The sequence below is a fragment of the Pseudomonas sp. NPDC087615 genome (assembly GCF_044743445.1).
In the GTDB taxonomy this organism is placed as follows: Bacteria; Pseudomonadota; Gammaproteobacteria; order Pseudomonadales; family Pseudomonadaceae; genus Aquipseudomonas; species Aquipseudomonas baetica_A.
In genome coordinates, this window is record NZ_JBIUWM010000040.1 from 15,452 (window position 1) to 30,667 (window position 15,216).

A 15,216-nucleotide genomic window follows, 5' to 3' on the forward strand; every position below is an offset into this window, starting at 1 on the left:
AGGGACGTGTGATGAAAAAGTTTTTCAAGAAAGTCGGCGCCTTCCTGCGCCAGACCTGGGTCTGGACCCTGCTGCTGGTGCTGTTCGTGGCACTGCTGGTGTGGTTCGTTGGCCCGTTGTTGGCGGTTGATGACTACAAGTTCTGGGAGAGCCCGACCTCTCGCCTGTTGACCATCGCCGTGCTGTTCCTGATCTGGGGCCTGACCATGGTCTTCGTCAGCTGGCTCGCCGGTGTACGCAAGAAAGAAGTCGAAGCCACCGAAGACGGCCAGGATCGCATCCGCCGCGAAGAGCTGATCGACGACGAACAGAAAGAGTTGAAGGTGCGTTTCAAAGACGCGCTGAAAACCCTGAAAACCTCGAGCCTGTATCGTGGCCGCAGCGAGCGCTGGCGCAACGAACTGCCGTGGTATCTGTTGATCGGCCCGCAGTCCAGCGGCAAGACCAGCCTGCTGGACTTCTCCGGTCTGGAATTCCCGATCAACAAGATCGACCGCAAGCTGACCCGCGACACCCAAGGCACCCGTCATTGCGACTGGTACTTCGCCGACCACGGCGTGCTGATCGACACCGCCGGGCGTTACATGACCCAAGGCGAGAAAGACGTCGACGGCAGTGCCTGGACCACGTTGCTGGAACTGCTGCGCAAGCGTCGTCGCGGTCGTCCGTTGAACGGCGTGCTGGTGACCATCCCGGTGGAAACCCTCACCGGTGGTAGCGAGCAAGACATCGACACCCTGGCGCGCCAGGTGCGTGGTCGCCTGCAAGAGATCTATCAGAAGCTGCACGTCGACGTGCCGGTGTATCTGGTACTGAGCAAGGCCGACAAACTGCTGGGTTTTGACGAGTTCTTCGATCAACTGACCCGCGAAGAAAGCGATCAGGTGCTGGGTACCAGTTTCCGCAAGGATCAACAGGGCACCGACGTGGCTGTGCTGCGCGGCGAGTTCGAAGAACTGCTGCGTCGCCTCAACAGCCAAGTGATCATGCGCATGCACTCCGAGCGTGACACTCAGCGCCGTGGCCGCATCCTCGACTTCCCGCATCAACTGGGGCAAATCGGCGAGCGTCTGTGCCTGTTCGTCGACATGGCGTTCACCGGCAACCGTTACCAGCGTGCAACGCAACTGCGTGGTTTCTACCTGACCAGCGCACCGCACCTGACCCAAGAGATGGATTCGACCACTGCCGCGATCGGCGCCAACCTGGGCATCAATGCCGGTGTGTTGCCGACCCTGCGCAGCGGTCGCTCGCGATTCATCCACCATTTGTTCAGCCAGGTGATTTTCCCCGAGGCCGATCTGGCCGGTCTGGACAAGCGCGAACGCAGCCGCATCAACTGGGGCCAACGTGCGCTGTACGTCGGCGCACTGGCGGCATTGGCGTTGTTCGGCATGCTCTGGGCGGGCGGTTTCTCGGCCAACTACGAGCGTCTGGAAAACCTGCGCAATCTGGCGCAGAACTGGACTCAGCAACGCTCGGTGCTGTCCCCGCGCGATGACGCGATGGGCGCGTTGAAAACCCTCGACACCAGCTACGCGGCAACGCAGGCGTTCCCGAAAAAGGGCGACGTGTCGTACCACGAGCGTGGCGGCCTGTATCAGGGCGAAGACGTTAATCCGGTGGTCAAGGAGGCTTACGAGCGCGAGCTTGAAACGCAACTGCTGCCCCGCGTCGCAACCCTGCTCGAAGGCCAGATCCGCGCCAACATGAAGGACCGCGAACGCCTGATCAACAGCCTGCGTGCGTACCTGATGTTGAACATGAAGGATCGTCGCGATGCGGCATGGCTCAAGGACTGGGTGGCTACCGACTGGTCGCAGCGCTACACCGGCAACACCGCGGTGCAGAACGGCCTGAACCACCACCTCGAACGCCTGCTGAAACAGCCTTTCATCTACCCGCTGAACGATCAGTTGGTGGCTCAGGCTCGTCAGGTCTTGCGCAGCGAATCGTTGGCCACCGTGGTCTACCGCATGCTCCGCGAGCAGGCGCGCAACCTGCCGGAATACCGTTTCAGCCAACACCTCGGCCCGCAGGGCTCGCTGTTCATCGGCACCGACTACGTGATCCCGGGGTTCTACACCCAACAGGGTTATCAGCAGTACTTCTCGGTGCAGGGCTCGGCACTGGTCACCGACATCCTGCGTGACAACTGGGTGCTGGGCGAAGGCGCGGGCATCAGCGACATGGACTTGCGTCGCCTGATGGTCGAACTGGAGCAACTGTACTTCCGCGACTACGCCAACTACTGGAGCGAAGCCGTTGGCCAGGTGGCATTGCCGCCAATCAACGACGCCGGTGAAGGCGCCGAGCAACTGGCGGGCCTGACCTCGGCCAACTCGCCGGTGCTGGCATTGCTGACCGAAGTGCGTGAAAACACCCGCTTCCCGGCGGCCGCTGATCCGGTGGACGAGGCCGGCGATGCTGCCGATGCCTTGGCTGGGCAGAAAGGCAAACTGGGCAAAGTCGGCAAACTGGCGTCGGCGGTAGCCGACAAGGCTTCGGCCCTGAACGTCGCGAAAAACCTGCCGGACACTGCCAAGAAGTCGCTGCAACGTCGCTTTGAACCGCTGCATCGCTTGCTCGATGACAACAACGGCCCTGCCGCTGATCTGACCCCGGCACTGAGCGCGCTCAACGACCTGCAACTGCAACTGGCCAGCCTGGCCCGTTCCAGCACGCCGGAACAAGCCGCGTTCGAACTGGCGAAAACCCGCATGGGCGGCCAGCGTGATGCGCTGACTAACCTGCGCAATGCCTCCGGTCGTCTGCCGCGTCCGCTTAGCGTGTGGTTCAACGTGCTGGCCGAAGACTCCTGGCGCCTGGTGCTCAGCGATGCCTACCAATACCTGAACGGCCGTTATCAGAACGAGTTGTACAGCGTGTATGGCAAAACCATCAGCAAGCGCTATCCGTTCAGCGCCAGCAGCACCAGCGACGTGGCGATCAGCGACTTCCGCGATTTCTTCAAGGCGCAAGGCGTTGTTGACCGCTTCTTCGACAACTACATGCGTCCGTTTGTCAGCGGTGATCCGGGCAACTACCGGATGCGCAGCGTCGACGGCCACAGCCTGCCGGTGTCCAAGGTCTACCTCGATCAGATGGCCGCTGCGCAGACGATTCGCAAGAGCTTCTTCTCGATCAACCCGGCCGAACCGCAAGTGCAGTTCAAACTGGAGCCGTACACCCTCGACCCTGCCGTCAGCCGTTCCGAATTCAAGTTCGGCGACCAGACCATGGAATACCGTCACGGCCCGATCCTGCCCATGTCGTTCAAATGGCCAACCGATGCTGAAGACGGTCGCACCAGCCTGGTGATGGACAAGATGGCGGGGCGCCCGATCGGTATCGAGAAGAACTCCGGCCCATGGTCACTGTTCCGTCTGTTCGACCTGATGCAGACCGAGTACCTGAGCGGTCGTGACGTGTTGGTGCTCAAAGCCAATGTGGGTGGCCTGCGTGCCAACTACCTGCTGTCCAGCCAACGCACGCCGAACCCGTTCGACATGGGCGTACTGCGCACCTTCCGTATGCCGGTGCAGCTCTGATGCTCGTGGCCAGTCCCTGGCGCAGCGCGGCGCGTACCGACCCGGGCAAGGTGCGGGCGCGCAACGAAGATGCCTTCCTCGACAATCCGCAGCAGGGGCTGTGGGTGGTCGCGGACGGCATGGGCGGTCATCAGGGTGGCGACATCGCCAGCCAGTTGATCGTCGCCAGCCTGGCTGATTTGCCGCAACACGATGACTTCGACGAGCGCCTCAAAGCCATTCGCCAGTGCCTGCACTGGTTGAATCGGCGTTTGGGACAAGAGTTGACCGTCACCGCCGGACGTCACGACAGCATCATGGGCAGCACCGTCGTGGCGCTGCTGATGGAAGGCAATCGCGCGGCCTGCATTTGGGCTGGCGACAGCCGTTGTTATCTGTGGCGCGGGCAGCGTTTGTATCAACTGTCCAAAGACCATTCGCTGCAACAGCAACTGATTGACGAACAGCAAATGAGCGTCGAACAGGCGGCAGCGCACCCGGCGGCTCAGGCATTGACCCGAGCCGTCGGCGCCGCCGAAACACTGACCCTGGATGTACTGGAACTTGAGGTGTATCCGGGCGATGCGTTTTTGCTGTGCAGCGATGGTTTGTACCAAGGCATGAGCAGCGATGCCCTCGGCAACGCCCTCAGCCTCAGCGCGCCACATGTGGCGCTGGAACGTTTGTTCGACGGCGCCCTGCGGGGCTCCGCTCGCGACAACCTGACAGCCGTGGTGATCCGCCAATGACCAACATCGAATCACCCATCGATGACGTGCTGATGAGCGAAGAACAGGCCAACAACCTGACCTACTTCGCCTTCGCCAAGGAACACAAAGCAGAACCTTTGCCAGCGCCAACCAAGGCCAGCATCGGTGCACTGCCAGACATACTCGCCGGTCGCTACCACCTCGAGCGTCTGCTCGGGGCGGGCGGCATGGGCGCTGTTTACCGGGCCAGGGATCTGCTGCACGAACAGTTCGGCGATCCCGACCCTTACATCGCGCTGAAAATCCTCAGCGAAGAATTTGCCGAATCGCCGGACGCCAGTGCCTTGCTCTACGGCGAGTTCGCCCTGACCCGACGCCTGCGCCACGACAACGTTGTGCGCGCACACACCTTTGAAGTCGACACCGATTGCCAGCGGGCCTTCATCACCATGGAATACATGCGTGGCCTGACCCTGGACAAATTGCTCTGCGAGCGGCCACTGGGCCTGCCGTGGAAAGAACTGCGCGACATCGTCCTGCCGCTGCTCGACACGCTGGCCTACGCCCACCGTCGCGGCGTGCTGCACGGCGACATGAAACCGAGCAACGTCATGCTCAGCGAAGACGGCTTGCGCCTCTTCGACTTCGGTTTGGGCCAGGCAGAAGAGGGCACCTTGCCCGGCCTGCCGCACCTGAGCCGCGAACGCTTCAACGCCTGGACCCCGGGCTACGCCGCCCCCGAACTGCTTGAGGGCCAACCCTTGTCGGCCAGCGCAGACGTGTACGGCGTGGCCTGTGTGATTTATGAACTGGCGAGCGGCAAACACCCGTTCCGCCGCTTGCCCTCGACCCAGGCCCGCGACGAGCACCTGGAGCGCGAACTGCAAGCACCGGCGAATTTACCCAAACACGGCTGGCCAGCGCTGCGAACCGCGCTGAGCTTTGATCCGGCAGCACGCACCATCACTGCCGACCAATTGCGTGACGCCTTGGGCGCCACTTCGTCCTGGCTACAACGTCTGCGGTTTCGGGCGTAACGGATGACATTCGAACAGGGAGCACACGATGTTCAATTCAGCTAACGAAACCCACTTCAGCCTCAAGGTCGAAGACTACGTGGGCGACCTGCAAGTGCTGTCGTTTGTCGGCACAGAAGGCATCAGCCAGCCGTATCGTTTCGACCTCGAACTGGTCAGTGAAAACCCCGATCTGGACCTGGAAAAACTTCTGCACAAGCAGGCGTTTCTGGCGTTCGATCCGCAGGGCTCAGGCATCCACGGCCAGATCTACCGCGTCGCCCAGGGCGATGCCGGCAAGCGCCTGACCCGCTACAAAGTGTCGATGGTGCCGCAACTGCAATACCTGCATCACCGCACCAACCAGCGCATCTACCAGCAAATGTCGGCGCCGAAAATCATCGCGCTGATCCTTGAAGAACACGGCATCAAGGGCAACGCCTACAGCTTCCAGCTGAGCCAGCCGTGCCCGGATCGCGACTATTGCGTGCAGTACGACGAAACCGACCTGCATTTCGTCCAGCGTCTGTGCGAAGAAGAAGGCATTCACTACCACTTCCAGCACAGCGAAAAAGCCCACCTGCTGGTGTTCGGCGACGACCAGACCGTGTTCCCGAAACTCGGGCAGCCGACCGCTTACGTGCAGGGCAGCGGCATGGTCGCCGACGAACCGGTGATCAAAGGCTTCAAGCTGCGCCTGGAAACCCGCACCCGCCGCGTCACCCGCCGCGATTACGATTTCGAAAAACCGCGCCTGCAAATGGAAGCGGCCTACAAACCTGAAGGCGCTCTCGATAGCAAAGACGCCGAACCGGATCTCGAAGACTACGACTACCCCGGCCGCTTCATCGACCGCGCGCGCGGCAAGTTCCTCAGCCAACGCGCCCTCGAACGCCACCGCGCCGACTACCGCCAGGCCGAAGGTCGCGGCGACCAGACCACACTGGTCAGCGGCCACTTCATGGAAATGTCCGACCACCCGCGCACCGAGTGGAACGACCTGTGGCTGCTCACCGAAATCGTCCACGAAGGCAAACAGCCGCAAGTCCTCGAAGAAGGCGTGACCAGCGACACCTCCGACAACAAGGACGACTTCCACCAGGGCTACCGCAACACCTTCCTCGCCACCCCGTGGGACGTGTTCTACCGCCCGGCCCTCGAACACCCGAAACCCCGCGTCCTCGGCAGCCAGACCGCCCACGTCACCGGCCCCAAAGGCGAAGAAATCCACTGCGACCAGTACGGCCGCATCAAGGTGCAATTCCACTGGGACCGCGAAGGCCAGGCCGACGACAAAACCAGCTGCTGGCTGCGCGTTTCCAGCTCTTGGGCCGGCGACCGCTACGGCGCCATCTCCATCCCGCGCATCGGCATGGAAGTCCTCGTCACCTTCCTTGAAGGCGACCCCGACCAACCCCTCGTCACCGGCTGCCTGTACCACAAGGAAAACCCGGTGCCGTATGCACTGCCGGCGAACAAGACGCGCAGCGTGTTCAAAACCCTCAGCTCACCGGGGGGCGGCGGTTACAACGAACTGCGCATTGAAGACAAGAAAGGTGCCGAACAGATCTACATTCATGCCCAGCGCGATTGGGATGAAAACGTAGAGCACGACCAGAAGATTCGGGTCGGGAATGAACGTCATGACACGGTGGTGAAGAACACCTACACCGAGCTGAAGGCCGAAGAACACCGCACCACCATCAGCGATCGCAAGATTGAAGCGAAGCTGGATGATCACCTGACGGTTGGGCAAAACCAGCATGTGAAGCTGGGCACGGCGCAGCTCACCAGCGTGGGGAAAGAGATTCACCTCAAGGCTGGGGACAAGATTGTTATTGAGGCCGGGACAGAGCTGACCATTCTTGGCGGTGGCAGCTTTATCAAGCTCGATGGCGGCGGCGTGACGGTGGTTGGGCCGGTGGTGAAGATTAATGCTGGCGGGGCGCCTGGGAATGGGACCGGGATCGGGATTAAACCGCCGGTGCTGCCGGGGGCGGCGGATAAGGATAAGGCGGGGAGTTTGATGGATCAGGCGTTGGCGAATTCGCCGCCGGAGAAGGTTAAACCGAAGGCTTTTTTTGTGTTTTCTGAGTGATGAGTTCGTGATGACAAAGAGCAATCGAGTGCGTCAATTCAAGCTGAAATGTCTGGCGTTGCTGGCGTTCGGGTTGTGTTCAGGAGCCTTTGCGGCGCAATCGAGCACCGTGAAATGCCCGAGTAACAACTTCGCAGATTTTGCAAAAGAGTTCTCGGCCAAGCCTGAGGTACAGCAAGCGTTTATCGCCTCGCCCGTGGTCGAGCAAACAGTAGTCGCCACCGAGTCAAAGCCGCGAGTGGTAGAGCGAAAGTCGAAGGTGTTGGACCTTCAATCGTTGGTGATGCTTGCTCCCGACAGCAACGCGAAGTCCGGGTTGAGCATGCAAGTCCAACTGCCGAACCATATAGTTGTTCGCGATTACAATGGTGAAGTGCTGAATATCTTCACTTTCAAACATAACGACTGTTGGGTATTGACCCGTGCTGAAGACTGGTCGCTTGAGGCTGTACTTGATGCTCAATACCCGAACTTAAAGGCTTCACCGGGTGAGCGCGCACTAAAAAGAGGGGCGATGTATAACCATCTGGGTATCGATAGCGAGTCCTCTTCTTCCAGTCAGTTGTACATTTCTGCTCTGAATAGTTATTTACATGGGGCAGACCAAGGCTCCGCAGAGGCTGCCTTTGCAGCGGCGGGGATCAGCCTTTCAGGTCAAGCTCCACGGTTGGAAAACGTAAAGATCCTTCAACTACTGGAGTCAGCTGCCAAGAGCGTACCTGAAGCAGGGATCGCCCTTGCTGACTTCTATTGCGATGAAGGCAATTACGAAGAGAAGCGAGCCTGTGTAAATCCAGAAAAGTCATTGGGGGCTCTTGTAAGCTCTGCCCGGCTCGGTTCCCCGAGTGCATTGATTCAACTAGGCGGCGCCTATGAAACCGGCGCCATCATCCCTAGCGATTTGGCCCGGGCGATGGCGTGTTATCAGGAGGCCGACAAGAAAGGCAATGAGGCAGGTGCTAGAGGCGTCGAACGACTAAGCACCCAAGGCGTTACCGCAAATAATTCAATTCATTGCCTTTAAAGCAGGATGCTATCGATGAGCACGGGTCTACTTGAACAGCGCGCCAAATACCCTTACAGCGGATACGAATACGGTTATGGTAAGGGCGGATCTGCGGACGAAGACGGTAACGGTCGGAAGGAAATTGATTGTTCTCACTTACTAAACCTAATGCTCCGTGATGCGGGGTATAACATCCCTTACCGCACTACAAGTCAACTTGCGACAGACACCACGCATTTCGAGTTCATTGCCCTCAACAGCGTTCAGCCGGGTGATATCGCGCTATGGACAGGTATGCACCATACCGGCGTGATCGAGGACATGGACGTTAACCGGGTCAAGGGGAATTTTTTCGGCTCACAGAGTTCGACCGGGCCAAAGTCCGCAAAGTACGGTGAGGGCAGCGGCTACTGGCCGATGCCGAACAAGTATCTCCGGCCAAAGGCGGAGTACAAGAGCGGTGCGCAACCGACGCCCGCTCCCGCGCCAGCAGCAACCCCTGCTCCAACAGGGTCACCGCTGATGAGCTTTCAATATCCATTCAGAAAGGCGGACGGGAAGCAGTTTGAGAGTGCCGACGAAATATATAAAGCGTTAGAAAAAGAAACGTCGGGCCACTATCTTCTGGGTAGTAATAAGTTCTGGCATGGTGGTATTCACATCAGCAATGCTAGCGCTCCTCAGTGCATCTTGAACGAACCAATTCGGTGTATGGCCGACGGTGAAGTCGTGGCCTACCGACTTAACGAAGATTATTTGGAGTCTACATTCGGTGAAAATGAGAAAAAACTGAAGTATTCCAACTCGTTTTGTTTGGTGCGACATGAGTACAAATCTGCGCCAAACCCAGAAGACGGACCGAATAAAGGCAAGCAAAACAAGCTGAATTTCTACAGCTTGTACATGCACCTTCTGCCCTTCAAGCGTTATCCGCTGACTGAGGAAGAAACTCCGAAGCCTCAAGTGACCATGAAAGTAAGTGACTTCAACGCTTACGACGATTTTCCTGAATCCAGTAGCGTTCAGAACGTTGGCAAGCTCGTTGCGGGGACCAAACTTGAGATATTGGATCAAAAGGACTTAGGCAACGTTACCTATGCGAAAGGGAAAATCCTGTCAGGTAGCGTTAAAAAGAGTGGCCACAAAGTTCGCGAGGCTGGCAAAGAGGTCTGGTTCGCATACTTGAAAGATGGAGAACCCTACAAAAACTCCAAACCCGCACGTATATGGCTGGCAGACCCGATCCCGGAGCGTTTAAAGCCCAAATATTGGCAAGGTAAGGTTAAGGGAACCGCGTTGAAGAGATTGGATCTTTATCAGGATCCTGTCTCTGCGCAAAATGGGCAGACTGCCGGTGCTAAGATGGGGTCGCTGCAACTTACCCCTCAAAGTGCGGTAGAGTTTGAAAGCAAAGAGGTACTGAACCTCAATGTTTCAGGGACAATTCGTCGAATGGCGAAATGTACCAGCAGCGGTAGCTTGGCCGGGACGGGAAGCCTTCCTCCCAGCTTCTGGGCGATTGTGGAAAACCACCACGTTGCCTGGGATGTAATCCCGAGTAGCTTCAATTCTGTAGAACCTGCAAGTACCGGTATCAAGGCGGGAGATCCGATTGGCTATCTGGGATTGACTGAGAATCTGACTGGCGAAGATGGCGGTGTAGCGAGTAAGTATCAAGTACACGTCGAGATATTTACTGCCGAAGCTGATGTAAAAGACTTCCTCAAGAATACGGCTGGGCTGAAGATCGGCAAGCAATACCTGTATTTGCCGGCCGGAGGTGAGCTGAAGAAAAAAGCACCTGCGACGGATAGTACGGTGTTGAAGACGGAACATGCGGTTGATTTGAACAAGACCCCGGTCATTAAAGTGGGTACCGACGATTACTACGATGTGACCGTTACTGACAATGCTCAGGCCGTCAATGGTCTGGTCAAGAAAGCCGGTGCACAGATCATCACTCAGCATGATTGGGAAAAGCTGGGGTTTCAGATCGTCGAAGAAACCAATGCGACAGCGGACGGGTTTCTCGATCCGAAAGACATGCCTGCGTTCTTTCAGGATCTGTTTGCGAAGATTGATAAAGACCAGAGCGGGGACGTCGATCCGACCGAGTTGGCCGAGGCGTTGAAAAACCCTGATACGCGGTCGCAATGGTCCAAGCTGGTTGCACATCATCCGACGGAGTGGAAAGCGAAAGCAGATGCTCCAAAATGGAGCCGGCTTGACACTGAGCTTGAGCACGCCCCGAAGACACTGAAGCATGAGAAAGAAAGGATCAGCAGCTATGTGTTTTGGGATGAACTGAAAGAAAAGGCTGCTATCAGTACCGACTTGATATGGCATTTCCATTCGATTGCCTTTGTAGCGAATGCGCTGTCGGCCGTTTGCATTCCACTCAACAAGGCCAAAGAAATCGCACTATTGGTTTCCTCCGGATACGAAGGAAAGAGCAAGTTGGATTATGAGGCACTGGCCGGTAACTTCGATGGTCAAGGTATGTCTTTTGGTGTTATTCAGTGGAACTTCGGGCAGGGCACGTTAGGGCCAGTTCTGCTGGAGATGCGTGGAGCAGATCAAGCCACGTTTGACGGATGTTTTGGTGCCAACATGAATTTCCAGACACTGATAAATTCGTTGAACTCTGCGAATACCGCCGCCCAAATGAGTTGGGCGACGGGAGTAATCGCCAGCAACAATGCAGGATGGAAATCGGCTTTCAAGAAGCTTGGTGAGGTCGAAGCGTTTCAAAAGATTCAGCTAAATCATGCGGCTAAATATAATGAGAATGTGACGTCTTGTATCAAGTTGATGCGCGAATTGGCACCGAATCTGATGGTGAAGATTCAACTGCGTACTTACTGTGCGCTATACGACTTGTGTGTTCAGCAAAATCATCTCGCGAAGGCGGAGCAGCTTATTAGAACCGAGTTCCCTAGTGCTAATATTACTACCCAAAAAGAGCTACTGATTTTTGTCTGTAAAAAACGAGCGGAAAAAGCCTCAGAGGCGTATAGGGCCGATGCCTTCAGTCGCCGGATGGGAATCATTCAGGGACAAAAGTATACCGCTACAATGAGTGGCAATACTGCCACGCGAGAAAACGGCAATTACGAAATAATCGTAGAGGGTGACATCTGTGAGCTTTAAATTCCGCTGGTTTATTATTTTGATTTTGTTTTCGTCTCCAGCGTGGAGCGAAGGGAAAAAGCTGGCATGCGATCCTGATACCAATATTTGCTCAGTGGCTATTTCGGATCACTTCTGTGGTTCTGATGGCGTTCCAAAGGCGAAGTTTGATATCAGGAGCCAGAGTTATATATTGAGCTGTGAATGTGACTGTAGCTCTCAGGAAAACGCCTTCTGGATTTTGAGTGCTGACGGGAAGGTGCAAACACTTGATGCGAGCAAGATCGTAAGTGGCGTGGATATTATCAAGAATAAATCCGGAGTGCCTGACGCTTTCGGTGTGGTTCCTTATTGTCAACCAATTAATGCAAATGGTGAAAGTCTGGTGTATCTACAGAAAGGTCCTGGCTCCGCGGGGCAATCACAACCATATTGCTATTCAGTACTTGAACATGATGAAGCGCAGAAATGTGAAAGCGCTGAATGTCTGAGTAAGATAGAAATGGTTTCTGGTGTTGAGAAAAATATAAAAGAAGAGCTTTTAGTCGAGTTTAAAAACGCCACGTCGCGCGTTTATAAGGATAAAGCAAGATTTTCTGGCTTTCCGAAGCGTGAGTTTATTGAACGCTACATTGGTAAGTATGGTTACTCTTCTGCCAGCCAACAAGTGTTCAATGACGTAGCATTTTTTTGGCAGCAAGCAGGCTTCAACACCGAAGCAATTTGGCTCTTGAAGAAAGTTATTTCAGAAAGTCCGAAGCGGACAGTTGCCTATCTTAATCTCGCAGATGCTTATTGGGAGGCGGGTGATAAAGCATCCGCGGGAAAGAGCTATAAGGTATACACCGATCTCATGAGCGAGAATGGCAAGCAAGCCAAGGTTCCTGATCGGGTTAGGCAGCGTGCTACAACGCAGTAATAGAAGAAGTTGCAGAGTACTCTCTTTCTGTTAAGGCTCACGGGTTATGACCAGGCCTTGGTCTGTCCCCATTTTTCTACTGTTGTAACTAATCCGATTACAAATGCGATTCTGTACGGAACTAATCTTCCTCAAGGTGCCGTAAGGTCTGGCAGAAACTCCTTCATTATGGATGTTTGATATGAAATACCTAGGTTTTTTTTGATTGGTATTCTTCCAAGTTTAACATGGGCTTCTGCTCGTGAGATATGCGATGTTCAGAAGGATTCAATAAGTTTTATTTCCGATTGGAAGGTTGGCGAAAGTAAGGTTGAGGTTTTGTCGACACAAGATGGCAAAGAGCTTTTAGTTGATCATGGAAGGATCGTTTTTGTAGGTGATTTGAATAACGATAATATCGATGATTTTATATTTGAGGCATCAACGGGTGTCGGATCTAGCGGCGATCGAGTTTTTAGTTTTTTACTTCAATGTCACGGGTATTTGAAGTTGATTGGCGCTAACTATTTTGCAAAGGTGGAAGTGCTGGAGCCAGGAGGTGGGCAGGGAGACGTTTTTAAAGATATTAAAATTTATTCGTATAAGCGGGAATCAAACGGCAGAATCAAATACAAAGGCGGAGAGCCGTTGACTACTCCGCATGTTTGGCGATTTAACTCTGAGTCTCAGAAGTATGAAGGGGAGTCAGAGTAGTTGGAGTCGACAAGCGGGGGTGAAATTGGGACAGGCCACGGTTTTAGTAGATACCCGAAAAGCGTGGTCTGCCCCCTTTTTTTCCCTCCCAGGAGTCCGGATGCAAGTGGGAGTAGGGGCGAGCACATGCAATTCAAAACTCTAGCGGTATCACTGCTCGGCCTGCTGTGGGCGATCCCGGCACTGGCCGAAACCACTACGTTCCGCCCGGTCATAGGCGTCGAGGCGACGCTGGTTATTGAGGGCGCCACACTGAATGTCTCGGTTAAAGACGAAACGCGTAGCGAGCCCCAGACCATAGATTTTGAAGCCATAAACGAACTCAAAGTACAGATCGAGGACTTCAATTTCGACGGTGCCAAAGATTTCGCGATCTGGCAGCTGGATGACGGCATGGGCACTTACGACTACTTCAGAGTTTTCGTTTACCAACCCAAAACCGGCACCTTCAAAGAGTTGCAGCCGGATTGCGGCGACGGTTTCGTCAATCTGCGCGTCGACAAAAAACGCAAGGTGTTGCTCAGCACTTACTGGGAAATGAACAGGCCGAAGCAGTGCGTCACCCGATTCACCCAACGCAAAACCTGAATGACTCAAGGATGAATAAAGTGAACCGTTTTTTTGCGGTACCGAGTTGCGGTATGACAACACGCAGGCTAACCCAGTGGCTATCCATTGCATTGTTGAGCAGCGGCCTGTGCACAAGCGCCTTCGCCTCTAATGAACAACAATGCCCGGCCAAAAACTTCGCTGACTTCGTCAAAGTCTTTTCATCGGACTCGACGGTACAGAAAGCATTTACCGCATCGTCGGTGAAGACAACTCGCGTCGTGGCTGAGAACAACATACCCAAGGTTGTCATGCGCAGCGTCAAGCATTTGCCCGCCAATGAATTCAGCATGCTGAGTGCGGAGAATGCTGCAGCGTCTAATCTGGCTATCGAGATTCCGTTTCTGAACAGGGTGGTGGTGCGTGATCAGCAAGGGGCCTTCTTGAAGATTTTCGTCTTCAAGCACAGCGACTGCTGGGTGCTGAACAGTGTTGAACAGTGTTGAAGACTGGACGCTCGAAGCGGTGATGGATGATGTGGCTCGGACTGACCAACCCACACCCGGTGAACGCGAACTGAAAAAAGGCGTGATGTTCGATCGGCTGGTCAACAAGGCGTCTGGCGAATCCGGAGTCTCTTTGTACGCGGCAGCGCTGGATAGCTATGTGGACGGTGCCCGCAAAGGTTCGGCCCAAGCGGCGATAGCGGCTGCGGGAATTAGTCTTTCCGGGCAAGCACCACGATTGCCGAATGAGCAGATTCTGGAGCTTATGAATCAGGCATTTCAGAGCAATCCCGACGATGGCGTGGCCCTCTCCTTGTTTTACTGCGATGAGGGTGAGTACGGCGATGACAAGGCCTGCATTGATCCGCAAAAGTCGATGGCGACATTGGAAAGCGCCGCGTTACGAGGCTCTACCCACGCACTCCTGCGATTGGGTGAAGTCTATGAAACCGGCACTGTCGTCGCTGCTGATCTACCCCGCGCAATGGCCTGTTATCGCGAGGCCAGCAAGACCGAGCTTAAGTCGGGTCCTGCTGCGGTCGAGCGCTTGTTGGCCCGAGGCGTCGTCATGGACAGCTCAATTGAATGTATTGGCGCAGGTGGCACTCAGTGAATGTCGCCCGTTTGATGTTCTTTGCATTTATGGCGATGTCAGTCTCGTCAGTCAGCTTTGCCCAAGATGCGGATTGCGAGGCCGTGGCCGGGCAACGTGCCGAGTGCGCAGAAGAAGCGATGAAGGCTGCGGATCGCGTGCTTAATGACCGTTACGAAGCGCTGATTGAAAGAGCCGGGTCTCGGTATATTTTTCAATACCAGTCTCGGCATGAAGAGCATAAGGCGTTTCTGGATCGACTGAAAAAATCCCAGCGGGCGTGGATAAAGCTGAGGGATTCGAACTGCAGGCTTGAGGGGTTTGAGAATGAATGGGACAAGCCATCCTATTCTGCAGATCTGAATAGGTGCACCGCGAAGATGAGTCTGGAGAGAGCTTTATATTTGGACGGCATCCTTCCGGCACATTGATGTTGCGCTGATTAATGTTTTTACTTGGTTGGGTGGT

General features: G+C 55.4%; 12 protein-coding genes. All 12 read left to right on the top strand.

Features of this window, described 5'->3' with window-relative positions:
- The first annotated feature begins 11 nt into the window (after nucleotides 1–11).
- The 12 genes from tssM (at nucleotide 12) to ACIOU6_RS19325 (ending at nucleotide 15,179) form a co-directional block, all read left to right on the top strand.
- Nucleotides 12–3,551 (top strand): type VI secretion system membrane subunit TssM, encoded by a 3,540-nt coding sequence (gene tssM, locus ACIOU6_RS19270; protein ID WP_401138630.1) that lies wholly within the window; start codon nucleotides 12–14, stop codon nucleotides 3,549–3,551.
- The gene (locus ACIOU6_RS19275; RefSeq protein ID WP_221734218.1) at nucleotides 3,551–4,279 is read left to right on the top strand and encodes a PP2C family serine/threonine-protein phosphatase; all 729 of its coding nucleotides are present in this window, start codon (nucleotides 3,551–3,553) and stop codon (nucleotides 4,277–4,279) included. The genes tssM and ACIOU6_RS19275 overlap by 1 nt, the downstream gene beginning before the upstream one ends.
- On the top strand, nucleotides 4,276–5,277 hold the full coding sequence (locus ACIOU6_RS19280; RefSeq protein ID WP_339431530.1) for a serine/threonine-protein kinase: 1,002 nt from the start codon (nucleotides 4,276–4,278) through the stop codon (nucleotides 5,275–5,277). The genes ACIOU6_RS19275 and ACIOU6_RS19280 overlap by 4 nt, the downstream gene beginning before the upstream one ends.
- 28 nt (nucleotides 5,278–5,305) lie before the next feature.
- Nucleotides 5,306–7,354, top strand: coding sequence for a type VI secretion system tip protein VgrG (locus tag ACIOU6_RS19285; protein WP_401138631.1), 2,049 nt, complete (start codon nucleotides 5,306–5,308; stop codon nucleotides 7,352–7,354).
- Nucleotides 7,355–7,382: 28 nt separating this feature from the next.
- Entirely contained in the window at nucleotides 7,383–8,378 is a 996-nt protein-coding gene (locus tag ACIOU6_RS19290; protein WP_401138632.1) for a sel1 repeat family protein, read from the top strand.
- A 15-nt stretch (nucleotides 8,379–8,393) separates the two neighbouring features.
- Complete coding sequence (locus tag ACIOU6_RS19295) at nucleotides 8,394–11,510, top strand: hypothetical protein (RefSeq protein ID WP_401138633.1); 3,117 nt, start codon at nucleotides 8,394–8,396, stop codon at nucleotides 11,508–11,510.
- The gene (locus tag ACIOU6_RS19300; RefSeq protein ID WP_401138634.1) at nucleotides 11,500–12,408 is read left to right on the top strand and encodes a tetratricopeptide repeat protein; all 909 of its coding nucleotides are present in this window, start codon (nucleotides 11,500–11,502) and stop codon (nucleotides 12,406–12,408) included. The genes ACIOU6_RS19295 and ACIOU6_RS19300 overlap by 11 nt, the downstream gene beginning before the upstream one ends.
- Nucleotides 12,409–12,609: 201 nt before the next feature.
- Nucleotides 12,610–13,101: a hypothetical protein gene (locus tag ACIOU6_RS19305; RefSeq protein ID WP_401138635.1), complete on the top strand. Its 492-nt coding sequence runs from the start codon at nucleotides 12,610–12,612 to the stop codon at nucleotides 13,099–13,101.
- A 126-nt stretch (nucleotides 13,102–13,227) separates the two neighbouring features.
- The gene (locus ACIOU6_RS19310) at nucleotides 13,228–13,689 is read left to right on the top strand and encodes an XAC2610-related protein (protein ID WP_401138636.1); all 462 of its coding nucleotides are present in this window, start codon (nucleotides 13,228–13,230) and stop codon (nucleotides 13,687–13,689) included.
- 11 nt (nucleotides 13,690–13,700) lie between these two features.
- Nucleotides 13,701–14,156, top strand: a complete 456-nt coding sequence (locus ACIOU6_RS19315) for a hypothetical protein (protein WP_401138637.1) — start codon at nucleotides 13,701–13,703, stop codon at nucleotides 14,154–14,156.
- On the top strand, nucleotides 14,140–14,769 hold the full coding sequence (locus tag ACIOU6_RS19320; protein WP_401138638.1) for a hypothetical protein: 630 nt from the start codon (nucleotides 14,140–14,142) through the stop codon (nucleotides 14,767–14,769). Before ACIOU6_RS19315 ends, ACIOU6_RS19320 begins: the two co-directional genes overlap by 17 nt.
- Nucleotides 14,766–15,179 (top strand): lysozyme inhibitor LprI family protein, encoded by a 414-nt coding sequence (locus ACIOU6_RS19325; protein ID WP_401138639.1) that lies wholly within the window; start codon nucleotides 14,766–14,768, stop codon nucleotides 15,177–15,179. Before ACIOU6_RS19320 ends, ACIOU6_RS19325 begins: the two co-directional genes overlap by 4 nt.
- Nucleotides 15,180–15,216 lie beyond the last annotated feature (37 nt).

Excerpts from the sequence above, each read along its gene's own strand:
- ACIOU6_RS19280 (WP_339431530.1), top strand. The coding sequence starts at position 4,276 with ATGACCAACATCGAATCACCCATCGATGACGTGCTGATGAGCGAAGAA.
- tssM (WP_401138630.1), top strand. The coding sequence starts at position 12 with ATGAAAAAGTTTTTCAAGAAAGTCGGCGCCTTCCTGCGCCAGACCTGG.
- ACIOU6_RS19295 (WP_401138633.1), top strand. The coding sequence starts at position 8,394 with ATGAGCACGGGTCTACTTGAACAGCGCGCCAAATACCCTTACAGCGGA.
- ACIOU6_RS19315 (WP_401138637.1), top strand. The coding sequence starts at position 13,701 with ATGAATAAAGTGAACCGTTTTTTTGCGGTACCGAGTTGCGGTATGACA.
- ACIOU6_RS19310 (WP_401138636.1), top strand. The coding sequence starts at position 13,228 with ATGCAATTCAAAACTCTAGCGGTATCACTGCTCGGCCTGCTGTGGGCG.
- ACIOU6_RS19285 (WP_401138631.1), top strand. The coding sequence starts at position 5,306 with ATGTTCAATTCAGCTAACGAAACCCACTTCAGCCTCAAGGTCGAAGAC.
- ACIOU6_RS19275 (WP_221734218.1), top strand. The coding sequence starts at position 3,551 with ATGCTCGTGGCCAGTCCCTGGCGCAGCGCGGCGCGTACCGACCCGGGC.